Raw genomic sequence first — 23720 nt, forward strand, 5'->3', positions numbered from 1 at the left:
CGGTCGTCGCGATCGCGAGCCATGCGCGCGCTGCATGCCGCGTTTCGCGATGAGCGTAACGCGCGCGACGGTTGGCTGCGCGCAATGACAGCGCGCGACCGTCGAGCGAATACGAGCTCGCCCAACCGGTCACGGCTGCCCGGCATCGTGCGGCGGCGCGGCGCGGCGCGGCGCGCGAGCGCGTCCGGCCCGCACGCCGGCGTCATCGACGTATGCCGACGACCACCTGACGAACCGCTAGCCTCGCCCTCCATTGGACCGCATCCGCGTCGCGACGGCGTGACTTCGATCAACGCCCGTGCATCGGCGTTGCTGAGGATTCGACGCCCGATATCGCGAAACCGAGAATGCCGAATCCCGCGCCGATATCGATACCACAGCCGATCCGAACGATCGCGCTATCGACGACACATCGACCGCAAAACCGGCACGCATCCGCCACCGACCTCGCCGCGCCAACGGGCCCCTCGAACGACCGATTCAAACGCTGCACGCACTACTCCGGCACCGTCGTGATTTCGATCACCCGTTCCGGCCGGCGTCCGTGGCCGGGCCAGTACGCGCTGCCGTACATCCGATGAATCGGGCCGTACGGCGCGTCGGCTGGGTGCGACGGCGCGTCGAACCCCTTCTCGATCACCATGTAGCCGGCACGCAGCGCGAACGCCGGATGATTGCCGCCGGGCCGGCTGTCGAAGCCGGCGAAGCCGTCGGTGCCTTCGGGCACCGCGTTGACGAGCGACGCGTTGCTGCCCGTGATCTGGTCGGGCGAGAACGCGAGACCGCTCGCGAGACGGGCGGCCTCGCGATTCTTGCCGTCGGTGTCGACGGTGCTGTCGTGCGTATCGTCGTTGTCGAGTTCGATGCTGCGCGGGTGCACGGCGCGCCCTTGAGCTGACGTTTCCATCGCGGCTCTCCTGGCGGCGAAGCGCTCCGGATCGAAGCAAGTCCCGTTCCGGGCAAGACGGGAAAACGGCGCGCGGGCGATCGCCACGATCGCCGGGCGCGCGCTGATTTGTCATGATTTATTTCAGCTAGAACCGCCGTTTTCTACAGAGTATGATTCTTTTCCTGCGAAGCGGCGACAGGGGATGCAGTCTCGCCGCCTCTGCCCGCACGGGGACGTCGCAGCACCCTTAAAGACGGGTAGCGAACAACAAACAAGGGACTAGAGGTGGCGGATTCATGCAAGCGACTACTGCTTTCACGCACCGCGGTTATCTGTTGAACTGCGCGCCCGCGCGCGCCAGTGACGGGTCGTTCAAGCCCTACGTCGTGATCTCCCGATCGAGCGACGGGGAGCTCGTCGCCAACCGCTTTTTCCCGACCGAGCTCCAGTTCAACGACGAAGGCGACGCGATCGCGCACGCGCGCGACTGGGCCGTGCGCTGGATCGACGCGAGCAGCATCACGATCTGACGCCGTCGCGCGGCGTCGGCATCCACGTTGGCCGTCCGGCCGATCCCCCGGCGTGCCGCTGCCGGACGAAAACGCGGTAATCTTGCGGAACCCGTTACTTTATTAGCGGCCGTGCGATCGAGCGCGGCTGCCTGCATTGGCATATGTCGACATCACCCGTCCGTCAGTGGGGCCTCGAAGAAATCGTCGCCGGCTTGCGCGAGTCGCGCGAGGAACTCCATCGCACGCGTCATCCGCGCGGCATCCGCGAGCTGCCGTCGCGCGACGCGATCTGCAAGATTGTCACCGGCCTGCGCGCGTCGATGTTTCCGACGCACTACGGCGCGCCGGATCTGACCGACGAAAGCGTCGACTACTACGTCGGCCATACGCTCGAAAGCACGCTGCGGGTGCTGTCCGAGCAGGTTCGCCGCGCGCTGCCGTTCCTGCCCGAGCATGCGGACACGCCGTTCGCCGAGCTCGACGAACGCGCGTTCGAGATCGCGCGCGAGTTCGGCCGGCAGTTGCCGTCGATTCGTGCGCTGCTCGTCAGCGACATCCAGGCCGCGTATGCGGGCGATCCGGCCGCGCAGCACATCACCGAGATCCTGCTGTGCTATCCCGGCGTGCTCGCGATGATGCACCATCGGCTCGCGCATGCGTTGCACCGGCTTGGCGTGCCGCTGCTCGCGCGATTCATCAATGAAATCGCGCACTCGGCCACCGGCATCGACATTCACCCGGGCGCGCAGATCGGCCCGAGCTTCTTCATCGATCACGGCACCGGTGTCGTGATCGGCGAAACCGCGATCATCGGCGAGCGCGTGCGCGTGTATCAGGCCGTCACGCTCGGCGCGAAGAGCTTCCCGGCCGATGGCGAAGGCGCGCTGGTCAAGGGCAATGCGCGCCATCCGATCGTCGAGGACGACGTGGTGATCTACGCGGGCGCAACGATTCTCGGCCGCGTGACGATCGGGCGCGGCTCGGTGATCGGCGGCAATGTGTGGCTCACGCACAGCGTGCCGCCCGGCACGAGCGTCGCACAGGGCAAGGTTCGCGAAGGCGGCAGCGCCGACAAGCCGTAACGCAGCGCGCGAACGGCGCCGCTCGTCGGAGGTCAGTGCTTGCCGGCCGGCGAGCGATGCTTGTACAGCACGTCCTGGTCGACGCGAATCAGGTTCTGCCCCGCGTCGACGACGAAATCCACGCCGTTGTAGGCGCTGCCCGTCAGCAGCAGGATCGCGCTCGCGACGTCGTCGGGGCCGGCGATGCGCGCGAGCGGCGTCGACGCGCGGCTCGCGTGTTCGAAGTCGGCTTGCGTCTGGTCGTCGCTCGGCAGCATCAGCCCGGGGAACACCGCGTTCACGCGCAGCACCGGCGACGACGACAGCGCGAGCATCTGCGTGAGGTTGCCGAGCGCGGCCTTCGCGACCGTGTAGCTGAAATGGTCGCGGTGGAAGTTTTCCTTGATCTTCTGGTCGACCACGTTCACGACGACGCCCTGCGTGCCGGCCGCACGGGCCCGTTCGTAGAACGCGCGCGTGAGCAGGATCGGCGCGCGACAGTTGACGGCCCACGCCTGGTCGAACGCCGCGAGGTCGAAGCTCGGGAAATGGTCCTGCCAGAACACCGACGCGTTGTTGACCAGCACGTCGAGGCGGCCGAAGCGCGCATACACCTGGTCGATCAACGCGGTGATCTGTGCAGCATCCGACAGGTCGGCCTGCAGCGCGACGGAGTCGTGCCCGCGTTCGGCGATCGTGCGGGCCGCCGCATGCGCGGCATCGGCCGAGCGGTCGTAGTGAACCGCGGTGCGATAGCCGTGCGCGGAGAAATACTCGGCGAACGCGCGCCCGGCCCGGCGCGCGGCGCCGGTCACGAGTACGACCGGCGCATTCGCCGCTTGCTTCGTGGACTGCATTACGTATTCGTCAGGTTGACTGAAGAAGGATTCGCGACGATCGACAGGAATTCGCGCCGCGTCGACGGGTCGGTGCGGAACGTGCCGAGCATGCGCGACGTGACCATCTCGACCCCCGGCTTGTGGATGCCGCGCGTCGAGATGCACTGGTGCGCGGCTTCGAGGATCACGCCGACACCTTTCGGCTGCAGCACGTCGAACAGCGTATCGGCGATCTGCACGGTCATTTTTTCCTGGATCTGCAGACGCTTCGCGAACGCATCGACCAGACGCGCGAGCTTCGAGATGCCGACGACGCGATGGTTCGGCAGATACGCGACGTGCGCACGGCCGATGATCGGCACCATGTGGTGTTCGCAGTAGCTCTCGAAGCGGATGTCCTTCAGCACGATCATCTCGTCGTAGCCGTCGACTTCGCTGAACGTGCGCGCGAGGATCTCGCGCGGCTCCAACGCATAGCCGGCGAAGAACTCCTCGTACGCGCGCACCACGCGTGCGGGCGTGTCGAGCAGGCCTTCGCGGGCGGGATCGTCGCCGGCCCAGCGCAGCAGCACGCGAACGGCTTCCTCGGCTTCTTTCCGGCTCGGGCGGGATGCGACCGGCTCGGGGCGCGCGGTTTTTTTACCCATCTAGTGGCTCCATCGAATGCGGCCGCCTGCGGCGGCGCGAATATCCGGTCATTGTTTCATGCTTTCGCGGCGCGTGTGTGCGGGCCGCCGCTCGCCTGGCTTCACTTCGGCCACTCGTCCTGCTCGTCGTTGAACAGCGACGCGACCACTCCACGCAGCCACGCGGTGCGCGGATCGTTGTGGAACTTGCGGTGCCAGTGCTGCTTCAGGTCGAAGCGTGGCAGCGGCAGCGGCGGCTCGACCGGCACGATGAACGCGTGCTCGGCCGCGTACGCATAGCCGATCGCGTGCGGCACCGTCGCGATCAGGTCGGTGCGGCTGAGGATGAACGGCAGGCTCATGAAGTGCGGCGTCTCGAGCACCGCGCGCCGGTGCATGCGCTGCTTCGCGAGGTATTTCTCGAGCACCTCCTGGCTGCGGCCTTCGGCGCGCACGACCGCGTGCCCGCAACCGAGAAACTGCTCGACCGTGAACGGCGGCGCCTGTTCGAACGGATGGCCGCGTCGCATCAGGCAGACGAACCGGTGCGTGAACAGCCGCTGCTGGAAGAAGTTGTTGCCGTCGAGATCGGGGAAGTAGCCGACCGCCAGATCGATCGAGCCGGCTTCGAGGCCGCGGCCGACTTCGTCGTGCGCGGGCGAGACCGAGCGCAGGTTCGCATGCGGCGCGCGCGTCGCGAACGCCTGCAGCAGCTTCGGCAGGAACACGATCTCGCCGACGTCCGACAGCGCGATCGAGAACGTATGCGTGCTCGCCGCCGGATCGAAGTCGTGCGGCGCGACGAGGCCGCGCTCGATCTGCGCGAGCGCGTCGCGCGCGGCCGGCAGCAGCGCGAGCGCGCGCGGCGTCGGCTCCATTCCGCGCGACGTGCGCACGAACAGCGGATCGCCGAAATACGCGCGCAGCCGGCCGAGCGCCGTGCTCACGCGCGGCTGGCTCACGCCGAGCAGGTCGCCGGCGCGGCTGACGTTGCGCGTGTCGTCGAGCGCGACGAGGTAGGGAATGAGGTTCAGATCGAGCGTGTCCATCGTCAGGCCGGTATCTAGAAAGCGTATACAACATATCTCCTGAATCGCATTGCTGCATAGTCGGGAAAGCGCTCAAATGTGTTCGACGATTCGAATTAATGTTCAGGAGACGAACAATGCGCACCCAGGTCGCCATCATCGGCGCCGGTCCGTCCGGCCTTTTGCTTTCCCATCTGCTGCGCCTGCAGGGCGTGGATACCATCCTCGTCGAAGCGCGTTCGCGCGAATATTGCGAGAACCGCATTCGTGCCGGCGTGCTGGAACAGGGCACCGTCGACACGCTGAACGAAGCCGGCGTCGGCGAGCGGATGCGCCGCGAAGGGCTCGAGCATCACGGCATCGAGCTGCTGTTCTCCGGCCAGCGCCATCGCATCGATTTGAGCGCGCTCACCGGCGGGCGCGCGATCACCGTCTACAGCCAGCACGAAGTCGTGCGCGACCTGATCGCGGCCGGCGACGCGCATGGCCACGCGATGCACTTTGAAGTCACCGACGTCGCGCTGCACGATGTCGAGAGCGAGCACCCGTTCGTCACGTTCAAGCACGCGGACGGCCGCGCGGACCGCATCGACTGCGACTACATCGCCGGCTGCGACGGCTTCCACGGCATCGCGCGCCAGACGATTCCCGCCGAGCGGCTGAACACGTTCGAGCGCGTGTATCCGTTCGCATGGCTCGGCATCCTCGCCGACGCGGCGCCGTCGCTCGACGAACTCGTCTACGCGCATCACGAGAACGGCTTCGCGCTGTTCTCGATGCGCTCGCCGACGGTCACGCGCCTCTATCTGCAATGCAAGCCCGACGAAAACCTCGCCGAATGGTCCGATGCGCGGATCTGGGACGAACTGCACACGCGCTTCTCGAACGACACCGGCTGGACGCCGACCGAGGGCCGGATCACGCAGAAGAGCGTGACGCCGATGCGCAGCTTCGTCTCGGAGACGATGCAGCACGGCCGCCTGTTCCTCGCCGGCGACGCCGCGCACATCGTGCCGCCGACCGGCGCGAAGGGGATGAACCTCGCGGTGGCCGACGTCCGCGCGCTGTCCCGGGCGCTCGGCGCCCGCTACCGCGACGGCGACGCGACGCCGCTCGAGCGCTATTCGGCGACCTGTCTCGAACGCGTGTGGCGCGCCGAGCATTTCTCGTACTTCATGACGAACATGCTGCATGCGTCGCCGGACGACTCGCCGTTCGTCAATCGCCTGAAGTTTGCCGAACTGAAATACGTGACGCGCTCGCGGGCCGCCGCGCAGTCGCTGGCCGAAAACTACGTCGGCCTGCCGTTCGACGACCAGCCGACCCCCGAGGGATCCCGCCTTGACAACGCGCTGTGCGCGACTCTATGATCGGCCATCGTTCGCTAATCGAATCTAGGTTCGAATATCGAACAAATACCGAAGGTCGACAACGGCCTCCGGCGCGGCACGCGGCACGCGCGTGTCCCCTCGACAGGCCGCGCATCGTGCCGCGGGTTCGTATCAGGAAGAGACATGGTCAACAAGATTTTCGAATCGCTTCAATCGGCGGTCGCGGACGTCCACGACGGCGCGACCATCATGATCGGCGGCTTCGGCACGGCAGGCATGCCGTCCGAGCTGATCGACGCGCTGATCGAGCAGGGCGCGCGCGGCCTGACGATCGTCAACAACAACGCGGGCAACGGCGAGACGGGCCTCGCGGCGCTGCTCAAGGCGAAGCGGGTGCGCAAGATCATCTGCTCGTTCCCGCGCCAGAGCGACTCGCAGGTGTTCGACGCGTTGTACCGCGCGGGCGAGATCGAACTCGAGCTCGTGCCGCAGGGCAACCTCGCGGAGCGGATCCGCGCGGCGGGCGCCGGCATCGGCGGCTTCTTCACGCCGACGGGCTTCGGCACGAAGCTCGCGGAAGGCAAGGAAACGCGCGTGATCGACGGCAAGTCGTATGTGTTCGAGACGCCGATCCACGCCGATTTCGCGCTGGTGAAGGCGTACAAGGGCGACCGCTGGGGCAATCTCGTGTATCGCAAGACCGCGCGCAACTTCGGGCCGATCATGGCGAGCGCCGCGAAGGTCGCGATCGTGCAGGTGTCGGAAGTCGTGCCGCTCGGCGGGCTGAACCCGGAACACATCGTGACGCCTGGCATTTTCGTGCAGCGTGTCGTCGAAGTGCCGCAGGCCGCACATGCGGCCGAGCTGGCTGCCGAACGTGCTGCATCCCAAGCCGCCTGACTGCCCCGAGGAATTCGAAATGAAACGACTGACCCGCGATGAAATGGCCAAGCGCGTCGCCCAGGACATCCCCGAAGGCGCTTATGTGAACCTCGGCATCGGCGTGCCGACGCTGGTGGCCAACCACCTCGATCCGAGCAAGGAGATCTTCCTGCACAGCGAGAACGGCCTGCTCGGCATGGGCCCGGCGCCCGCGCCCGGCGAGGAAGACGACGAGCTGATCAACGCCGGCAAGCAGCACGTGACGCTGCTCACCGGCGGCGCCTATTTCCACCACTCGGATTCGTTCGCGATGATGCGCGGCGGCCATCTCGACTACTGCGTGCTCGGCGCGTTCCAGGTGTCGGCGAACGGCGATCTCGCGAACTGGCATACCGGCGCGCCCGATGCGATTCCGGCCGTCGGCGGCGCGATGGACCTCGCGATCGGCGCGAAGCAGGTGTTCGTGATGATGGAACATCTGACCAAACAGGGCGAGAGCAAGATCGTCGCGCAATGCTCGTATCCGGTCACCGGCGTGCAGTGCGTGAGCCGCATCTATACCGATCTCGCCGTGCTCGACGTGACGAGCGACGGCCTCGCGGTGAGCGAGATCTTCACCGACCTGTCGTTCGACGAACTGCAGAAGCTGACCGGCGTGCCGCTGATCGACGCGACGCGCAAGGCCGCGGCCTGAACGGCAAGCGTGCCGGCGCGCGCGATGCTGCGCACGCCGGCACGCTTGGGTAGACAATAGGCGCACGCCGTTTCCCCAATCTGATGCCATGCTCGAAGACAGCGCCCGCCTGACCTCCCTCATCTGCGGCACCGAGCCGCTCAACCGGATCTGGTCGCCCCGCGCGACGATCCAGCGGATGCTCGACGTCGAAGCCGCGCTCGCGCGCGCGCTCGCCGCGCAGCAGGTGATTCCCGCCACCGCGGTCGCGCCCATCGAACGCGCGTGCGATGCCGATCGGCTCGACGCCGACGCGCTCGCGCATGGCGCGGCGCTCGGCGGCAATCTCGCGATTCCGCTCGTCAAGCAGCTCACCGCGCAAGTGAAGGCCGACGACCCCGAGGCCGCGAAGTTCGTGCACTGGGGCGCGACGAGCCAGGACATCATCGATACCGCGACCGTGCTGCAGCTGCGCGACACGCTCGACGTGCTCGAGCCGCTGCTCGACGAAGCGTGCGCGTCGCTCGCGACGCTCGCGCGCACGCATCGCGCGACACCGATGATCGGCCGCACGTGGCTGCAGCAGGCGCTGCCGATCACGCTCGGCCTGAAATTCGCGCAATGGCTCGATGCGCTGCTGCGCCATCGCGCGCGCTTCGCCGAATTGCGCGAGCGCGCGCTGGTGCTGCAGTTCGGCGGCGCGGCCGGCACGCTGGCGAGCCTGCGCGAGCATGCGGCCGGCGTGAGCGCCGCGCTCGCGGCCGACCTGAAGCTCGCGCTGCCGGCCGTGCCGTGGCATACGCAGCGCGACCGCATCGCGGAAGCCGCGTCGTGCTTCGGGATGCTGATCGGCACGCTCGGCAAGATTGCGCGTGACGTGTCGCTGCAGATGCAGACCGAAGTCGGTGAGCTCGGCGAACCGGCGGCCGCCGGCAAGGGCGGCTCGTCGACGATGCCGCACAAGCGCAACCCGGTCGGTTGCGCGGCCGTGCTGACGGCCGCGGTGCGCGCGCCGAACCTCGTCGCGACCGTGTTCGCGGGGATGGTCCAGGAGCACGAGCGCGCGCTCGGCGGCTGGCAGGCCGAATGGGACGCGCTGCCCGACCTCGCGCGCCTGACCGGCGGCGCGCTCGCGCAGATCGCGCAGATCGTCGCGGGCCTCGACGTGAACACCGAACGCCTCGCCGCGAACCTCGACCTGACGCACGGGCTGATCCTCGGCGAAGCCGTGATGCTCGCGCTCGGCGACCGGATCGGCCGGCTCGATGCGCACCATGTCGTCGAGCATGCGTCGAAGGAGGCCGTGCGCACCGGCGCGACGCTGTTCGACGTGCTCGCCGCCGACGCGACCGTATCGGCCCACCTGTCGCGCGACGCGCTCGCGCGGCTGCTCGATCCCGCACATTACGTCGGCGAGGCGCAGGCCTACGTCGACGCCGTGCTCGCGCTGCACGCCCAGCACGCGAGCCCGAAACAACCAGGAGAACACTGATGCCCTTCGCCACTGTCAACGGCGTGAAACTGCATTACCGGATCGACCGTGCCGCGCGCGACGACGCGCCGTGGCTCGTCTTCTCGAACTCGCTCGGTGCCGACCTGCAGATGTGGGCGCCGCAGATTCGCCCGCTCACGCAGCACTTCAACATCCTGCGCTACGACACGCGCGGTCACGGCCATTCCGATGCACCGGCCGGCTCGTACACGGTCGACCAGCTCGCGGGCGACGTGATCGGCCTGCTCGACCACGTCGGCATCGATCGCGCGCACTTCTGCGGCATCTCGATGGGCGGCCTGACCGGCGCCGCGCTCGCCGCGCGCTTCCCGTCGCGCATCGTGCGCGCCGTGCTGGCGAACACCGCCGCGAAGATCGGTTCGCCGGAAGTGTGGGCGCCGCGTGCGCAGAAGGCGCGTACCGAAGGGATGGCCGCGCTCGCCGACGCCGTGCTGCCGCGCTGGTTCACCGACGCGTTCGTCGAGCGCGAGCCGCGCCTGTTCGATGCGATCCGCGACACCTTCGTGCATACCGACAAGGACGGTTACGCGGCGAACTGCGACGCGCTCAACGCGGCCGACCTGCGCGAGGAAGTGAAGGGCATTGCGCTGCCGGTGCTCGTCGTGACCGGTGCGAAGGACATGTCGACGCCGCCGGACCAGGGCCGTGCGCTGGCTGCCGCGATTCCCGGCGCGCGCCACGTCGAATTCGACGCCGCGCATATTTCGAACATCGAGTGCACCGACGGTTTCAACCGCGCGCTGCTCGACTTCCTGACCGCGTGAGGCACTGACGATGGACGATCAGCAACGTTATGAAGCAGGGATGAAGGTGCGCCGCGCGGTGCTCGGCGACGCGCACGTCGACCGTTCGATCGAGAACCGCACCGAGGTGACCGACGAATTCCAGAACCTGATCACGCGCTATGCGTGGGGCGAGATCTGGACGCGCGACGGCCTGCCGCGCCATACGCGCAGCCTGTTGACCATCGCGATGATGGTCGCGCTGAACCGCGGCGAGGAACTCGCGCTGCATCTGCGCGCCGCGCGCAACAACGGCGTGACGCGCGACGAGATCAAGGAAGTGCTGCTGCAGACCGCGATCTACTGCGGCGTGCCGGCGGCGAACTCCGCGTTCCATCTCGCGGACAAGATCTTCAAGGAACAGGATGGGGCCGCCTAGGCGGGGCCGGCAGTGATCCGGTCGCACGGCGTGCCGATGCTGGCGAGCCGTGACGATCGACAAGCGCGCCGGCGGCGAATCGGTGCGTGAACGAAGGCAAGGCGCGGCCACGAGGCCGCGCTTGTTGCATATATCAATGTTGGATGGGACCGAAGCGAGCGCTTAAGCGCCAGTTTCGGCCGACAAGGAGACTAGCGATGAATCGCACAACCGTGGTCGATGTCCAGACCTTCATCAACGAGCAGCCGTTCGGCGGCTTTCAGTGGCTCGTATTCCTGATGTGTTTCGTGATCGTGCTGCTCGACGGCTTCGATACGGCCGCGATCGGCTTCATCGCGCCGTCGCTGCTCGGCGAATGGAACCTCACCAAACCCGATCTCGCGCCCGTGCTGAGCGCCGCGCTGTTCGGCCTCGCGTGCGGCGCGCTCGTGTCGGGCCCGTTGTCCGACCGTCTCGGGCGCCGCTCGCTGCTGCTCGGCTCGGTATTCCTGTTCGGCGTCGCGTGCCTGATGTCTGCGTTCTCGAACACGATCGGACACCTGACGATCCTGCGTTTCATTACCGGCGTCGGGCTCGGCGCCGCGATGCCGAACGCGGTCACGATGATGGGCGAGTTCTGCCCGGACAAGCGCCGTGCGACCGTGATCAACCTGATGTTTTGCGGCTTCCCGCTCGGCGCGGCGTTCGGCGGCTTCCTTGCCGCGTGGATGATTCCGCATTTCGGCTGGCGCAGCGTGCTGGTGCTCGGCGGTGTGACGCCGCTGCTGCTCGGCGTGCTGTTGCTGCTGAAGATGCCGGAATCGGTGCGCTTCATGGTCGCGCACGGCCGGAGCGTCGACCGGATCCGCACGACGCTCTCACGGATTTCGCGCGACGCGCTGAACGCCGGCTCGTTCGTGATGACCGAAACCGCGCCGCAGACGGGCAGCAAGGGGCTCGGCGTCGTGCTGTCGCGCTCGTACATCGTCGGTTCGGTGATGCTGTGGCTCGCGTACTTCATGGGCCTTGTGATCTTCTACGCGTCGATCAACTGGATGCCGATCCTGCTGAAGGACGCCGGCCTCACGCCGAAGAGCGCGACGCTGATCTCCGCGCTGTTCCCGCTCGGCGGTGTCGGCGCGGTGCTGTGCGGCGTGCTGATGGACCGCTTCAACGCGAACCGTGTGATCGCCGTGTGCTACGCGCTGACCGCGATCAGCGTCTATGCGATCGGGCAGGCGGCGGGGAATGTGGGGCTGCTCGTGCTGGTCGTATTCATCGCCGGCGTGCTGATGAACACCGCGCAATCGTCGATGCCGGCGCTCGCCGCCGCGTTCTACCCGACCGAAGGGCGCGGCACGGGCGTGGCATGGATGCTCGGTGTTGGCCGCTTCGGCGGGATTGCCGGGTCGTTCCTCGTGGCGGAGCTGACGCGCCGGCACTTTTCGTTCGCGGGCGTGTTCGGGACGATCGCGGTCGCGGGCCTGCTCGCATGCCTCGCGTTGCTGATCAAGCAGATGGCGCGGCCGCATGGCGTCGCGCAGCCGGGCGGCAAGATCGAGTCGCTCGGGCATTGAGCGCAATCGGGGCCGGGGCGATGCGCCGGCTCCGCGTGGGTTGCGGTGGGTCGGAAGACGGCCGACGCGTAACAGCAGACCGGGCCGCGTCAGCGGCCCGTTGATTTCACGGCCGCGGCGCCGTTACTCCTCCGCGTCGTGTTCCTTGACGAAGTTGCGCAGATACGCGCGCAGCGCGGCCTCCCGGCTGCGATGATCGGCGAGGTTCGCGGCGCCCATGTCTTCCTCTTCACCGAACATCGTCGGCGGCGCGCAGTAGACGCCGATCTCGATGTCTTCGCGCAGCACACGGATCTCGTGCGTCAGCGGATGGTACTCGGCAATCCAGTGCATGCCCTCGATGTGCTCGCCGGCTTTCAGCATTGGCTTCACGGCAATCTCCATGCAGTGGCGGCGCAACCGCCGAAGCGGTTGCACGCGCCCGTACCAAAAGGGTACGCCTGCATGACGGGAAGCTCAACGGGTGCGCTGGTGCGCGTTTACTGCGGCAGCAGATGTGCGATGAGCGGATACAGCGACAGGATCAGCAGCACGGCCATCGTCACGTTGAAGATGCGCAACGCGCGGCGGTTCGACAGGAAGCGGCGCAGGCCGAGGCCGAACGCGGCCCACAGGCAGATGCACGGAAAGCCGATCAGGATGAACACGACGGCCATCCACGCGGCGTTCATCCCGTAGTCGGCGGACAGGCGGATCGTCGTCGCGGCGGTCAGCACCATCATCCACGCCTTCGGATTGACCCACTGGAACGCGGCGGCTTCGAGGAGCGTCATCGGGCGCGGCTTCGCGCCTTGCGCCTTCACCTCGCCGGACGTGCCGATCCGCCATGCGAGGTACAGCAGGTAGGCGACGCTCGCGATTTCGAGGATCGTGTACAGGACCGGCATGCGGCGGAACGCTTCGCCGAGACCGAAGCCCACGCACAACATCAGGATCGCGACGCCGATGCTGATGCCGAACAGGTGCGGCATCGTGCGGCGGAAACCGAAGTTGACGCCGGAGGCGAGCAGCATCGTGTTGTTGGGGCCGGGCGTGATCGACGTGACGAGCGCGAACAGCATGCCGGCGGGCAACGCGCTCAGGGTGAGGAATTCCATCGCGGATTCTCCATTGGGGTTCGAGACTGGGATGGAGTCAGTTTAGCGACGGTTTTATGTACAGTACCGGTACAGTTATGTTGACGGATGCCGGTACGGGGAGGGAGGGGTGTGCGCGGCGGTGGTCGAAGGAGTGGTTGGTTCTCAGAAAAGATGTCCGCGGTCCTGCCAGACGAATGCAACCAGATCCACTTCGACCGCAGCGTATCGAGGCAGCCGGAATGCGCTGAGTGACGTTCTGGCGTGTACGCCCGCTTCGCCGAACACGGAATACACCACCTCCGATGCGCCATCGGCGACGGCACTGTGTTCTTCGAATGCAGGGTCGCTTTGCATGTAGACGCCGATGCGCGGAACTGCCCGGACCCGATCGAGGGTGCCGAGTGATCGTTGTAATAGCGCGATGCAGCGTGCGGCACAGATCATCGCGCCGCGCCGACCACTGTCCACCGACACTTCCGATCCGATCAAACCGCGAATGGTGATTTCACCGTTAAGCTTCGGAATCTGTCCACTGACGAAGATCTGGTTGTCACAGCGCATGAGCGGAGCGTACCGCCCGGCCGCACCAAAGTCCTCGTCGACGGCGAGTCCCAGCGCATCGGCAATTCCGCGGAATATCGCGTCCCGGTTCATGTCGATCGTCTCCGTTTCGTCGTCCGGCGCCGCGGTATTCATTGATACACCGGCGGGGAATCGCGGGACGTGTCCGTCGAATGCGCGATCGCGTGGCCGCCATACGCAACAGCCGCCGCGTCCCAGCCGACGTCGATGTGCGATGCCATGACCTGCAGGTCGCGCCAGTGACGTTGTGCAGGATGGGCGTCGAATGCCACGGCGGTGCCCATGCTGCCGATCAGTCGTCGGATCGCGTCGACGCAAAGCTGCGCGATGAATGCGCGATCACGCCTGATGCGGACCGTCTCGGCGGGCGACACCGCGCGCCGCGCGATGCCGGCCGTGTGCAAGGTGCGGACCAGCGTGTCGTAGAGACGACCCGCGCAGGTGAGCTCCGCGTCGCTTTTCGCGATGTGCCCGCAAAGCATCGCGTCGCAGCTTCTACCGCGGCTGCGGAGCGTATTGATGCAGTGCCGGTACGCGCCCTGTGCGCAGCCTAGAATCGGTCCGATGATCCACGTCGTGCTGTACGGGATGAGCGCCACGTCGTACAGATACGCGTCGGGATGCAGGTCGGCGCCGGCGGGATGCGGGCCAAAATAGTTCGAACGAGCGAAGATCCACTCGTCCGATACGTACAGATTGTCGAATGCAATATCCCTGGAACCTGTCGCGCGCATGCCGGATACGTGCCATGTGTCGAGCGCACGGACGTCTTCGCGTCGAACCACGACCTTGAAGATCTCCTGGGCCTCCGGTGCGTCCGTCCCGCTGAGTCGTGCCGAGACGATCACCCAGGTTGCGTGATCGATGCCCGAGCTGTAGCGCCAGATGCCGTTCAACCGGAATCCGCTGCCGTCCCTGACGAACGTGCCGTTCTGAACCGTGGCCGTCGCGAACAGCTGTCGCGGCCCGTTCGCGAAGATGATGTCCTGACAGGCGGCGGGCAGGCGCGCCGCAGTCGTCACATGTCCGCCGACGACACTTAACATCCAGGCCGTGGACGCGCACGCGGTGGCTGCGAGCCGCGCAGCTTCGACGAGTGTCGGAAAGTCCTGTTGCAATCCGCCGTAGCGGCGCGGTGTCAGCAGGTGGAGGAGCCCGGCGTCGTGCAGTTCGGCCATTGTCTCGGGCGACAGGCGCGCGAACTGATCGGCCGCCTGTGCGCGAGCCTGCCAGCGCGGGAGCAGTTGTTCGATGCGTCGGCCGATCTGTGTGCGCTCGAGTTCGAGCCCGTCCACGCATGACCGGATCGTATCCATTGACGGGAGGTCATCATGCAGCTGCATCACGTCGCGTCTCCTCGCGGCCCGGCCACTCTGCGCGGTACGGGGTGATCGAAGCAGAACACGGGCTCGATGCAGGGTTCGCCCAGCAGCGAGACGAATTCCTCGATCGATCGTGCGTCGTTGGAGGCGACGAACTCGTGAAAATTCGTCCCGTTCCAGAGCAGATAGACATGTTCGAACTGCTCGTGGATCGACGCGACGAGCGTATCGAACGTCACCTGTCCGTTTTGCATCTGCGAAAGCATCTGGTTGCGCTTCCAGTCGATTTCCTCGCGGCTGAAGTAACGACTCTTGTGCAGTTCGTCCTTGACGCTCTCGCGCTTGTCGTACTCGTCGAGCGAATCGCAGTTGAGCTTCTCGAGGAAGAAGATCAATCCGTTCGGCTTGAGCAGACGCGCGACATGACGAATCTGGTCCGCGCGATCCACGCCATAGAACTGAAATGCGGCAGTCTCGTAGATGTAGTCGAACGTGCCGGAGAAGCGGTCGAGGCGCGCATGCTCCCGGAACAGCCGAGGGGTGACGTGGGCGAATGCCTGCGGGTGGAACGTCGAGAAGTCGTGATTGGCGAACTGGTTGAACGCCGTTTCGTTGGCCGGATTGGGCGAGTTCGTGAAAGTGCGGATCAGGCCATTCGATCGTTTTGCCAGCGTTCTGCCGTTGGTGCCGTCGAAGGCATCCACTTCGTAAAACTCGAAGTGCTGATCCGCGTGCTGCCTGCGACGTTCGGAATACCGCGTGAGCGCGACGCCGACGCGCGACATTTCCTCCAGTATGGCCGGCACGCTGGCAAGAAAATGCGTGAACAGCGGCCCGGCTTCGGCGACCATCAGGTCGTGATACGCAAGCACGTCCGGATCGCGCAGCAAATGGCGGATGCGGCTCGCGACCGATTGCTTCGGCACCTGCGTCGCGCCCGTCGCAAGGCTGTGAAAATAACTTGCCATCCGGATCATCGGCGCGCTTTCCAGGTATTGCTCCGCGCCGTCCTCGATTCCGCTTGACGTCATGGTTGACCTCTTCGCATGTGGTATCAGTTCAAACCCTGGGCGGACACCTTGCCGCCGAACGTTCTTGGCAGCGCCCGGAGGAAGTCGATGCTTGCCGGAACCGCGGCGGAATCCAGATGGCGGCGACAATGATCGAGCAGCTCGATTGCATTGGCCGCAGATGTCGCAGCCGGAACGACATAGGCTTTGGGGACGCGTGCGCCGTCTGACCGGGAAACCGGTACGACGAGCGCTTCCGCAACGGATTCGTGGTCGAGCAGTACCCGCTCGACGGCGCGCGGATTCACCGGCACGCCGTCTCGATCGAACAGGTCGCCCTTCCTGCATTGAAAGAACAGGAATCCGTCCTCGTCCATCGCGAACAGATCACCGGTCATGAACACGCGCGATTCACCGAAACATCCTTCGCGAATGACGCGGGCGGTATCGCTTTCGCGCCCCCAGTATTTCTCCATCAGCAGATCGCCGGCTACCGCCAGTTCACCGACCTCCCATGGCCGGACCACGAGTGCATTGTCGTTGCCGACGAGGTAGGTTCTGATGCCCGGAATGGCTTTGCCGACCGAGCCGATACGTCGGTCGAGTTCGGCGGGCGGCAGGTAGGCGATGCGTTTGCACTCGGTCGAACCGTAGTTGCAGTAGATCAGGACAGCCGGTAGCGCACGCCTGAGCAGGCGAATGTACTTGCCGGGAAACGCCTGTCCGCTGGTCGAGACATACCGCAGCGATTGCAGTCTCGAGGCAGGCAGGTCGCCCGATTCGCACAGACGGAAAAGCGCCGGCGGAAAGACGTGCAGGCCGGTTATGCCGTGCCGCTCGATGATGTCGACGATGGCGGCGGCCGAAGCGGGCAACGCCGTCTCGACCACGGCACGGCCCCCGAACAGCAGCGGCATGACCGTGTTGTAAAAGCCGTAGTCCGAGCTCAAGCCCGGGGAGAAACTGAGCACGATGTCGCGTTCGCTATTGGCGAGATAGCCGGAGACCGAGCGGAACGCGGCAATCATGATCCGGTGCGTGACGAGCACGCCCTTCGAATCGCCCGTCGAGCCGGATGTGTAGAAGATCGTTGCTGCGTCATCCGTGGAGGGATTGCCCGCTTCGGATGCGCCGTCGGCCGCGAAGCAGACGACATATTCCGACAGGTCGCCGCGGGTTGCGTCGATCGTGACCGCGCGATGACGGGACGCGATGCGGGGCGAGGTCGATCGCGATGCCACGAGCGCGCTGGCGCCGCAATCCGCGATTTGCTGCTCCAGTTCGGCGGTGTCGATCGTGTGCCTGATGCATGCCAGTACGCATCCGGCCTTCAGGATGCCGAATGCGGCCGCCACCGCATGCACGGACATCTCCGAATAGATCGCGACGCGCGCGCCGGCGGGAATGCCGAGACGCTGAAGCGTATCGGCTATCGTCAACATCACGTCCAGCAATTCGCCGTAGGTTGCCGAACGTCCGTCGACCACCAGCGCGACTTTGTCTCGCCGGCTGCTCGCGCTGCGCTCGAAGTATTGCGGGAATCGTTCAATCATGGCATCAGCCTTCATGTGAGGACACCGAGGCCGACGAGGGGCTGTGGCCTTTTCGAATGCGGGGCGCGAGCGAGACCAGCAACCCGAGGCAACCCATGCACACGGACAGCACCATGATCACCGTGTCTGGTCCGAAACGCGTCGAGAACGCGCCTACCGCGACGCCCGCGAGCGGCTGTGTCATGTTGTTGAGGAGGATGACGACTCCCGTCGTCTTGCCGTAGTCGCGCGCGGGGATGATCTTCTGCCGCGTGCTCCGGATGTACACGTTGAACATCTTGTCGAATCCGACGATCAGGAGGAAGCCGAAAACGTACCCCGGAATTCCCGGGCTGGCTGCCGCGATAACGCCGCCGATACAGATCGAACCGAAGCCGACGAGGCCGAGGACGCGCCTCGGGACATGCAACCTCGCCGTCGTCAGCAGAATCGCGATCGTCACGCACGCGCCTACCGTTTGCAGTCCTGCGTAATAGCGTCCGCTTTCGTGATGAAAGCCGGTGACCATCGCGGCGGATGTCGCGAGCGTGACGCCGATCACGAGGTTCTCCGCGGCAGCCAACATGATGACGGACTTGAGGCCAGGAAGACGGATGACGTGAGACAAGGCCGTCTTGATCGGCGTGAACCAGGTGCCGTGCGTGCCTTCCGGCATCACGAATTCGAACGCGCTGGCCTTTTGCCAATAGGCGAGCGCGACGTCGGCTGTGACAAACAGCACGGCCGCGGCCACCACGACGAATTCCCAGCGCCACCACGACAGCATGATCGCCGCGAGCATGGGGCCGAGCACCAGACCAAGCTGGTCGGCCAATTGCGAATACGACAACACTTTTTCGAAGCGATGGCTGCTGAATATCTGCGGCAGCATCACCTCGCGCGCAACGATGCCCTGACTCGTCAGCATGCCGCACAACGCGGACAGCGCGATCAGCCATCCGATACCGCCGACGAGGTCGTAGGCGACGACGCCCGCGACGCATACTGCCGCGCGGAGAACCTGACTGACGCGCATCAGTTTCGTGGGCGAATACCGGTCGCAAAGCGCACCTAGAAACGGGAAGCACAGGTATCTCGGCAGTGTTTCGAGCGAAAACGCGATGCCCGACCAGGACACGCGTCCTGTCATCTGAAAGATGACCAGCGGCACGAGAAACAACAGAATCTGGTCGGCGAGGCGGGCAAGGAAAAGCGAATGGAAAAAGGCTTGATGCTGGGCGCGCACGAACAGTCACCTTTCTTTTGCGCGGAGCACGCGATGCATGCGCGCTCCTGCGGACGTTGCCGGGAGGGCTGGTACCCCGGGGCCTCCCGGAATGAGCGTATCGAGCGTCAGTAAGCGGACGCTTCTGCAGACTCCAGGTTATGCCGTTCGTGTCCCTTGAGCGGGGGATTGAAGACGCTGACAAGCACCAGATCCCCGTCTTTGCCGCCGCGCAGGTAATGCTGGTCGTGTCGATCGAGCACGTAGATGGTGCCCGGGCGGATCGGAAAGACGTTACCGTTCATGTCCTCGACCTCGCCTTCGCCTGCAATGCAATAGCAGGCTTCGAGATGGTTGCGGTATTGCAGGAGCGATTCCGTACCCGCACGCACCACCGTATGGCACACGCCGTAGCCCATGCCGTCCTTTTCCGTCAACAAGCGATGGCTTGTGCCGGAGCCCCATTCGACAAGCAGGCCATCCTTTTCGACGTCTCTCAGGTTCCTGACGAACATATTCGCACTCCTTTCTTTTTGTAAGAAATTATTGTCCTGCTCTCAGCGGAAGCGAAGCCACGAAAAAGCAAGCCAGTGCCCGTAACAGAATGGCCGGCTAAATCATGTAGTTTTTCAACATTAACCGCTGATGGCGTGGCTGGTCAAGGGCAGAATATGGGGGAATTTCCGGTGATTATGCAAATCTACCTTGGAGGCGTTGGGGTGAGGCTGGACAGGAGTTATGTAGTTTATCTACATTTTTTGTGGATTGCCTGGCTTGCCGACATAATCCGTGGCAGTGTTTCCCTGGCAGCGACACTGCCTTGCGATCGCGATGGAGCGAACAAGCAGAGCGATCTCCGGTGCGTACCAAGACGTTCTCGTGTGGGCACGGCCGGCCGAGCCAACTCGGAGTTCCTCCAGCGATTGGCATCGAATGGAATACAAGGGCGCCGACAACTGATGTTCCCTGCGGGGCCGACTATCGTTCTCTTCTTTTATCATTCGGCTACAAACCGTCCATGACCCACGCTGCCTAAAGTGTGATTTATTCGCATTGCTTGCAAATATCCAAGGCTTCAGATACCCACAGGAGTCTATCCCCAACCCTTCTATTTCCCCTTCACTGATCGCCAGTAGACGCAACGATCAAGTCGATCAAAGCCCGTGACGCCGCAGACAACCGGCGATGCGGCGCATAGATCACCGAAAACGGCCGTGTGCGCCCACGAAGATGAGGCAGCACTTCGACGAGACTCCCGGCCCGCACGCGATCCTGAACAATGAAGTCATAGGTCTGGCAGATGCCGGCGCCGCTCTGCGCCATGGAAACAACCCCAAGCACGTCGTCGGAGACCGCGACGTTCGACGGCGGGAGCCAATCGATGTCCTGCCCGTCATCCCGGAACACCCAGGGCGCGATACGGCCGCTGCTGGGCAGCATGAAAGGCAAACACAGATGGTGCGCCAGATCCGCCACGTTCTCCGGCACGCCTGCGCGCGCCACGTACTCCGGCGACGCGACAAGGCACAGCGCCGCGTCCTCGAGCTTGCGTGCGACCAGGCCGCTGTCCGGCAATTCACCTAGCCGGATCGCCAGATCGAACCCTTCGGCCACCAGATCCACGTTCCGGTTCGCGATGTTCAGCTCCACGCGAACCTCCGGGTGCTGCTGCGTGAACTGCCGCAGCAGCGGCGGCAGACGATAGTGTCCGTACGTCGTCGGTACGCTGATGCGGACATGGCCGGTTAACGTGCCGCCGTGCCCCTGAATCGCACGCTCGGCGTCGTCGATCAGCAAGAACGCCGCACGCGATTGCTCCAGATAGAGCCTGCCTTGTTCCGTCAGGCTCAGCCGTCGAGTCGAACGGCGCAGCAATTGCACGCCCAGCCGCGTCTCCAGACGGGTAATGGCACGGCTGAGAACGGACGGTGTGCTGCCCAGCGCCACCGCGCCCGCTGTCATCGAGCCTTTTTCGATCACCGTGACGAATGCTTCCACGTCACCGAGATGGTCGAATCTTCGCGCCATCTTGTCCTCCAAAGAACAGAAGATTTACTTTTAAGCCAGTTTATCTCCTTGAGCGGGCCAAATAAAGTGAGCGCATCGTGACTGCGTCGTCCGGTCACTCACCGAAATCAAGGAGCAAACCATGAATCGTGACCCTCGCGACCGGCAGGGCCTGACCGTGCTGTTCGTACTCACGAGCCACGCGACGAAAGGCGCGACCGGCGAGCCGACCGGTTTTTACCTCGGCGAAGTGACGCATCCGCTTGCCGAACTCGACGCGGCCGGCATCCCGGTCGAATTCGCGTCGATCCAGGGCGGCGAGCCGCCCGTCGATGGGCTCGAGCTGACGGATGAAGTCAACGCGCGCTACTGGAACGACAGTGCGTTCCGCGACGCGCTGCGCCACACGCAGCGACTGGGCGATGTCGACGCGTCGAAATACGCCGCCGTCTTCTTTGCGGGCGGCCACGGTGCAATGTGGGATTTTCCGGGCAATGCCGACGTGCAGCAGGTGACGCGCGCGGTCTACGAGGCTGGCGGCGTGGTCGGAGCGGTATGTCACGGCCCTGCGGCGCTGGTCGATGTGACGCTGGGCGACGGTACTTACCTGGTCGCCGGCAAGAACCTCGGCGCATTCACGGATGAAGAGGAACGCGCGGTCCAGCTCGACCACGTCGTGCCTTTCCTGCTTGCGAGCACGTTGACGCAGCGAGGTGCGCATCACCATCCCGCACCGAGCTGGACGGCGAAGGTCGTGGTCGACGGGCGTCTCGTGACCGGCCAGAACCCGCAGTCGGCTGCCGGTGTGGGCGCGGCGATTCGCTACCTGTTGCTGAACCGATCCGAACAGGCCTGACATTCCCCGATGGAGAAAACCATGTATTCGATGCGCAAGCTCGCCGTAGCCGCGATGCTCGGCATTGCCGCGTACAGCGCTCACGCCGCCAACGTGCTCGTAGTGTTGTCGGATTCCGATCACCTCGATCTGAAGGACGGCAAAGTGTTCGCGACGGGCTTCTACCTGAACGAACTGATGCAGCCCGTGAAGGCCCTGCTTGATGCAGGCCATCAGGTGACCTTCGCCACGCCCGAGGGGAAGGCGCCGACGATGGATGCCACGTCTGCCGACAAGATGTACTTCAACGGCGACGAAAAGGCGATGCGCGACTACCGGGCTTTGCTGGACAAGTTGCAGATCACGTCGCGTGCGCACTCTCCCGTGATCAGTCTGGCGCGGGTCGAGCAGATCGGTTACGGCCACTTCGATGCCGTCTATGTTCCCGGCGGTCATGCGCCGATGCAGGATCTTCTGACCAGTCCCGCGGTGGGCAGGCTGCTGGCCGATTTTCATGCGCGCGGCAAGACCACGGCGCTCGTTTGCCATGGGCCGATTGCGCTGCTGTCGACGCTGCCCGATGCACCGGGCTTTACACGGCAACTCGCCGCCGGGAAGGCCGGCGATGGCGCGCCGAAATGGATCTATGCCGGTTACCGCATGACGGTGATCAGCAACGCGGAAGAAGAGCAGGCGAAAGCACTGCTCGGCGGCGGCGCGATGAAGTTCTATCCGCAGACGGCGTTGCAACGCGCCGGTGGAATTTACAGCAGCAACGAGGTGCCCTTTACCGCTCACATGGTGACCGATCGCGAATTGATCACAGGCCAGAACCCGGCGTCCGCACTCGACGTCGCCGGCCAAATGCTGAAGCGGCTGAAGTAATGCCACGCAATGGACCGGCATCGCCGGTTCTTCGATGATGCAAAGGAGAACGAACACATGGATCTGCAACTGCAAGGCAAAACCGCGATCGTCACGGGCGCTACCGCCGGAATCGGCATGGCTATCGCGCGAACGTTGGTCGGCGAGGGCGTGTCGGTCACGATCACGGGGCGTCACCGCGACAAACTCGACGAAGCCGTCGCTCAAATTACCGCGGCAGTCCCGGAAGGCAGCGTACGCGGAATCGTTGCCGACGTGAGTGGCACGCGAGGCGTTGCCGAACTGATCGACGCGCAGCCGGATACGGATATTCTCGTGAACAATCTCGGCTACTACGAAGCCAAGCCGTTCGCGGAAATCACCGATGACGACTGGCTGCGAATGATCGACGTCAACGTGATGTCGGGGGTGCGACTGTCACGCCATTACTTTCCTCGCATGCTTGCGAAGAACTGGGGGCGTGTGATCTTCATGTCCAGCGAGGTCGGCGCGTTTACGCCGCCGGACATGGTGCATTACGGCGTCAGCAAATCGGCACAGCTCGCGGTCTCGCGCGGCATGGCCGAACTGACGAAGGGTACGGGCGTGACCGTCAACAGCGTGCTGCCGTCCGCGACGCGTTCCGAAGGCATCGTCGCGTATTTGCGGCAGACCGCGCCGCGACCCGGCATGAGCGATGCGGAAATCGAATCGCACTTCTTCGAGACCTATCGCCCGAGCTCGCTGATCGCCCGCATGATCGAAGCCGACGAGATCGCCGCCATGGTGGCCTTGCTGGCCAGTCCGTTGGGCGCAGCATCCAACGGCGCGGCGGTGCGCGTCGAAGGCGGCACCTTCCGGTCGATTCTCTGAACGGGTGCGTCGATATGTCCGCCCATGTCATCGTCGCGCTCGTCGAAGCGAAGCAAGGTTATGAGGCGGTGCTGGTGCAAGCGCAGCGGGAACTTGTCGAAATGGCGCGCAACCAGTCCGGCTGTCTCAGCTACGAACTGCATGAATCGCTGGAGCAGCCCGGGACGGTGGTCTTCTTCGAGCAATGGCTGGACCGTGCGTCCTGGGAGCATCACATGCGCAGCCCGCTGATGGACGCATTCCGCGCGAGCGCTGGTCAGTGGATCGAAAACTTCCAGTTGCTGCATCTGCGCCAAATCGCATAACCCCGTCCAACTCAC

26 protein-coding genes are annotated in these 23720 nt (G+C 64.9%); 13 read left to right on the forward strand and 13 right to left on the reverse strand.

From position 1 onward, the window contains the following. Window positions 1-496: 496 nt before the first annotated feature. Window positions 497-907 (reverse strand): DUF3005 domain-containing protein, encoded by a 411-nt coding sequence (locus tag BAMB_RS25050; protein ID WP_011659946.1) that lies wholly within the window; start codon window positions 905-907, stop codon window positions 497-499. 278 nt (window positions 908-1185) lie between these two features. Between BAMB_RS25050 and BAMB_RS25055 the strand changes: the two genes are divergently transcribed. Continuing rightward, the gene (locus BAMB_RS25055; protein WP_011659947.1) at window positions 1186-1419 is read left to right on the forward strand and encodes a hypothetical protein; all 234 of its coding nucleotides are present in this window, start codon (window positions 1186-1188) and stop codon (window positions 1417-1419) included. A gap of 143 nt (window positions 1420-1562) precedes the next feature. Next, window positions 1563-2483 (forward strand): serine O-acetyltransferase EpsC, encoded by a 921-nt coding sequence (epsC, locus tag BAMB_RS25060; protein ID WP_011659948.1) that lies wholly within the window; start codon window positions 1563-1565, stop codon window positions 2481-2483. Between the two features lie 32 nt (window positions 2484-2515). Here epsC and BAMB_RS25065 read toward each other — a convergent pair whose 3' ends face one another. From BAMB_RS25065 to BAMB_RS25075, 3 genes are all read right to left on the reverse strand, one after another. Continuing rightward, window positions 2516-3319, reverse strand: coding sequence for an SDR family oxidoreductase (locus BAMB_RS25065; RefSeq protein WP_011659949.1), 804 nt, complete (start codon window positions 3317-3319; stop codon window positions 2516-2518). Continuing rightward, window positions 3319-3948, reverse strand: coding sequence for a GTP cyclohydrolase I FolE (gene folE, locus BAMB_RS25070; protein WP_011659950.1), 630 nt, complete (start codon window positions 3946-3948; stop codon window positions 3319-3321). The genes BAMB_RS25065 and folE overlap by 1 nt, the downstream gene beginning before the upstream one ends. A gap of 101 nt (window positions 3949-4049) precedes the next feature. Then, the gene (locus BAMB_RS25075) at window positions 4050-4976 is read right to left on the reverse strand and encodes a LysR family transcriptional regulator (RefSeq protein WP_011659951.1); all 927 of its coding nucleotides are present in this window, start codon (window positions 4974-4976) and stop codon (window positions 4050-4052) included. Window positions 4977-5092: 116 nt separating this feature from the next. Between BAMB_RS25075 and pobA the strand changes: the two genes are divergently transcribed. The 7 genes from pobA to BAMB_RS25110 all read left to right on the forward strand — a co-directional run bounded on the left by pobA (window position 5093) and on the right by BAMB_RS25110 (window position 12071). Continuing rightward, the gene (gene pobA / locus BAMB_RS25080; protein WP_011659952.1) at window positions 5093-6325 is read left to right on the forward strand and encodes a 4-hydroxybenzoate 3-monooxygenase; all 1233 of its coding nucleotides are present in this window, start codon (window positions 5093-5095) and stop codon (window positions 6323-6325) included. A gap of 144 nt (window positions 6326-6469) precedes the next feature. Continuing rightward, window positions 6470-7186, forward strand: coding sequence for a 3-oxoacid CoA-transferase subunit A (locus BAMB_RS25085; protein ID WP_006756646.1), 717 nt, complete (start codon window positions 6470-6472; stop codon window positions 7184-7186). Between the two features lie 19 nt (window positions 7187-7205). Further along, the gene (locus BAMB_RS25090) at window positions 7206-7862 is read left to right on the forward strand and encodes a CoA transferase subunit B (RefSeq protein WP_006749279.1); all 657 of its coding nucleotides are present in this window, start codon (window positions 7206-7208) and stop codon (window positions 7860-7862) included. 88 nt (window positions 7863-7950) lie between these two features. Then, window positions 7951-9333: a 3-carboxy-cis,cis-muconate cycloisomerase gene (locus tag BAMB_RS25095; RefSeq protein ID WP_011659953.1), complete on the forward strand. Its 1383-nt coding sequence runs from the start codon at window positions 7951-7953 to the stop codon at window positions 9331-9333. Then, window positions 9333-10118: a 3-oxoadipate enol-lactonase gene (gene pcaD, locus BAMB_RS25100; RefSeq protein WP_011659954.1), complete on the forward strand. Its 786-nt coding sequence runs from the start codon at window positions 9333-9335 to the stop codon at window positions 10116-10118. The genes BAMB_RS25095 and pcaD overlap by 1 nt, the downstream gene beginning before the upstream one ends. A 10-nt stretch (window positions 10119-10128) precedes the next feature. After that, a complete protein-coding gene (pcaC, locus tag BAMB_RS25105; protein ID WP_006749282.1) occupies window positions 10129-10515 on the forward strand; it encodes a 4-carboxymuconolactone decarboxylase in 387 nt (128 codons plus the stop codon). 197 nt (window positions 10516-10712) lie between these two features. Then, window positions 10713-12071 (forward strand): MFS transporter, encoded by a 1359-nt coding sequence (locus BAMB_RS25110; RefSeq protein ID WP_011659955.1) that lies wholly within the window; start codon window positions 10713-10715, stop codon window positions 12069-12071. A 123-nt stretch (window positions 12072-12194) separates the two neighbouring features. Here the strand turns inward: BAMB_RS25110 and BAMB_RS25115 are convergent, their stop codons facing one another. From BAMB_RS25115 to BAMB_RS25155, 9 genes are all read right to left on the reverse strand, one after another. After that, window positions 12195-12443, reverse strand: coding sequence for a hypothetical protein (locus tag BAMB_RS25115; RefSeq protein WP_041490118.1), 249 nt, complete (start codon window positions 12441-12443; stop codon window positions 12195-12197). A 107-nt stretch (window positions 12444-12550) separates the two neighbouring features. Then, the gene (locus tag BAMB_RS25120) at window positions 12551-13168 is read right to left on the reverse strand and encodes a LysE family translocator (protein ID WP_011659957.1); all 618 of its coding nucleotides are present in this window, start codon (window positions 13166-13168) and stop codon (window positions 12551-12553) included. Window positions 13169-13312: 144 nt separating this feature from the next. Further along, window positions 13313-13846 carry a RidA family protein gene (locus tag BAMB_RS25125; protein ID WP_011659958.1) on the reverse strand — a complete coding sequence of 178 codons (534 nt, stop codon included), beginning with the start codon at window positions 13844-13846 and terminating at the stop codon, window positions 13313-13315. Next, window positions 13843-15075, reverse strand: a complete 1233-nt coding sequence (locus BAMB_RS25130; protein ID WP_011659959.1) for an acyl-CoA dehydrogenase family protein — start codon at window positions 15073-15075, stop codon at window positions 13843-13845. Before BAMB_RS25130 ends, BAMB_RS25125 begins: the two co-directional genes overlap by 4 nt. Then, window positions 15075-16214 carry a class I SAM-dependent methyltransferase gene (locus BAMB_RS35990; protein WP_198488766.1) on the reverse strand — a complete coding sequence of 380 codons (1140 nt, stop codon included), beginning with the start codon at window positions 16212-16214 and terminating at the stop codon, window positions 15075-15077. Before BAMB_RS35990 ends, BAMB_RS25130 begins: the two co-directional genes overlap by 1 nt. Further along, window positions 16109-17632, reverse strand: coding sequence for a class I adenylate-forming enzyme family protein (locus tag BAMB_RS35995; RefSeq protein WP_011659961.1), 1524 nt, complete (start codon window positions 17630-17632; stop codon window positions 16109-16111). The genes BAMB_RS35990 and BAMB_RS35995 overlap by 106 nt, the downstream gene beginning before the upstream one ends. After that, window positions 17622-18842, reverse strand: a complete 1221-nt coding sequence (locus BAMB_RS25145; RefSeq protein ID WP_011659962.1) for an MFS transporter — start codon at window positions 18840-18842, stop codon at window positions 17622-17624. The genes BAMB_RS35995 and BAMB_RS25145 overlap by 11 nt, the downstream gene beginning before the upstream one ends. 107 nt (window positions 18843-18949) lie before the next feature. Next, window positions 18950-19336, reverse strand: a complete 387-nt coding sequence (locus BAMB_RS25150) for an ectoine synthase (RefSeq protein ID WP_011659963.1) — start codon at window positions 19334-19336, stop codon at window positions 18950-18952. A 604-nt stretch (window positions 19337-19940) separates the two neighbouring features. Then, the gene (locus BAMB_RS25155) at window positions 19941-20849 is read right to left on the reverse strand and encodes a LysR family transcriptional regulator (RefSeq protein WP_011659964.1); all 909 of its coding nucleotides are present in this window, start codon (window positions 20847-20849) and stop codon (window positions 19941-19943) included. Window positions 20850-20970: 121 nt separating this feature from the next. Between BAMB_RS25155 and BAMB_RS25160 the strand changes: the two genes are divergently transcribed. From BAMB_RS25160 to BAMB_RS25175, 4 genes are read left to right on the forward strand one after another with little or no spacing between them, the layout of a single operon-like run. Beyond that, complete coding sequence (locus tag BAMB_RS25160; RefSeq protein WP_011659965.1) at window positions 20971-21684, forward strand: type 1 glutamine amidotransferase domain-containing protein; 714 nt, start codon at window positions 20971-20973, stop codon at window positions 21682-21684. 21 nt (window positions 21685-21705) lie between these two features. Then, window positions 21706-22548 (forward strand): type 1 glutamine amidotransferase domain-containing protein, encoded by an 843-nt coding sequence (locus tag BAMB_RS25165; RefSeq protein ID WP_011659966.1) that lies wholly within the window; start codon window positions 21706-21708, stop codon window positions 22546-22548. Window positions 22549-22605: 57 nt separating this feature from the next. Further along, window positions 22606-23400 carry an SDR family NAD(P)-dependent oxidoreductase gene (locus tag BAMB_RS25170; RefSeq protein ID WP_011659967.1) on the forward strand — a complete coding sequence of 265 codons (795 nt, stop codon included), beginning with the start codon at window positions 22606-22608 and terminating at the stop codon, window positions 23398-23400. Between the two features lie 14 nt (window positions 23401-23414). After that, window positions 23415-23705 (forward strand): putative quinol monooxygenase, encoded by a 291-nt coding sequence (locus BAMB_RS25175; RefSeq protein ID WP_011659968.1) that lies wholly within the window; start codon window positions 23415-23417, stop codon window positions 23703-23705. The last annotated feature ends 15 nt before the right edge of the window (window positions 23706-23720 follow it).

This window comes from Burkholderia ambifaria AMMD, from assembly GCF_000203915.1.
Lineage (GTDB): Bacteria > Pseudomonadota > Gammaproteobacteria > Burkholderiales > Burkholderiaceae > Burkholderia > Burkholderia ambifaria.

Coding starts and splice junctions, on each gene's coding strand:
- BAMB_RS25125 (WP_011659958.1), bottom strand. CDS start 13,846: ATGAATACCGCGGCGCCGGACGACGAAACGGAGACGATCGACATGAAC.
- BAMB_RS25075 (WP_011659951.1), bottom strand. CDS start 4,976: ATGGACACGCTCGATCTGAACCTCATTCCCTACCTCGTCGCGCTCGAC.
- pcaC (WP_006749282.1), top strand. CDS start 10,129: ATGGACGATCAGCAACGTTATGAAGCAGGGATGAAGGTGCGCCGCGCG.
- BAMB_RS25090 (WP_006749279.1), top strand. CDS start 7,206: ATGAAACGACTGACCCGCGATGAAATGGCCAAGCGCGTCGCCCAGGAC.
- BAMB_RS25055 (WP_011659947.1), top strand. CDS start 1,186: ATGCAAGCGACTACTGCTTTCACGCACCGCGGTTATCTGTTGAACTGC.
- BAMB_RS25130 (WP_011659959.1), bottom strand. CDS start 15,075: ATGCAGCTGCATGATGACCTCCCGTCAATGGATACGATCCGGTCATGC.
- BAMB_RS35995 (WP_011659961.1), bottom strand. CDS start 17,632: ATGAAGGCTGATGCCATGATTGAACGATTCCCGCAATACTTCGAGCGC.
- BAMB_RS25065 (WP_011659949.1), bottom strand. CDS start 3,319: ATGCAGTCCACGAAGCAAGCGGCGAATGCGCCGGTCGTACTCGTGACC.
- pobA (WP_011659952.1), top strand. CDS start 5,093: ATGCGCACCCAGGTCGCCATCATCGGCGCCGGTCCGTCCGGCCTTTTG.
- BAMB_RS25165 (WP_011659966.1), top strand. CDS start 21,706: ATGTATTCGATGCGCAAGCTCGCCGTAGCCGCGATGCTCGGCATTGCC.
- BAMB_RS25110 (WP_011659955.1), top strand. CDS start 10,713: ATGAATCGCACAACCGTGGTCGATGTCCAGACCTTCATCAACGAGCAG.
- BAMB_RS25085 (WP_006756646.1), top strand. CDS start 6,470: ATGGTCAACAAGATTTTCGAATCGCTTCAATCGGCGGTCGCGGACGTC.
- pcaD (WP_011659954.1), top strand. CDS start 9,333: ATGCCCTTCGCCACTGTCAACGGCGTGAAACTGCATTACCGGATCGAC.
- BAMB_RS25150 (WP_011659963.1), bottom strand. CDS start 19,336: ATGTTCGTCAGGAACCTGAGAGACGTCGAAAAGGATGGCCTGCTTGTC.
- folE (WP_011659950.1), bottom strand. CDS start 3,948: ATGGGTAAAAAAACCGCGCGCCCCGAGCCGGTCGCATCCCGCCCGAGC.
- BAMB_RS25120 (WP_011659957.1), bottom strand. CDS start 13,168: ATGGAATTCCTCACCCTGAGCGCGTTGCCCGCCGGCATGCTGTTCGCG.
- BAMB_RS25175 (WP_011659968.1), top strand. CDS start 23,415: ATGTCCGCCCATGTCATCGTCGCGCTCGTCGAAGCGAAGCAAGGTTAT.
- BAMB_RS25170 (WP_011659967.1), top strand. CDS start 22,606: ATGGATCTGCAACTGCAAGGCAAAACCGCGATCGTCACGGGCGCTACC.
- BAMB_RS25155 (WP_011659964.1), bottom strand. CDS start 20,849: ATGGCGCGAAGATTCGACCATCTCGGTGACGTGGAAGCATTCGTCACG.
- BAMB_RS25160 (WP_011659965.1), top strand. CDS start 20,971: ATGAATCGTGACCCTCGCGACCGGCAGGGCCTGACCGTGCTGTTCGTA.
- BAMB_RS25095 (WP_011659953.1), top strand. CDS start 7,951: ATGCTCGAAGACAGCGCCCGCCTGACCTCCCTCATCTGCGGCACCGAG.
- epsC (WP_011659948.1), top strand. CDS start 1,563: ATGTCGACATCACCCGTCCGTCAGTGGGGCCTCGAAGAAATCGTCGCC.
- BAMB_RS25050 (WP_011659946.1), bottom strand. CDS start 907: ATGGAAACGTCAGCTCAAGGGCGCGCCGTGCACCCGCGCAGCATCGAA.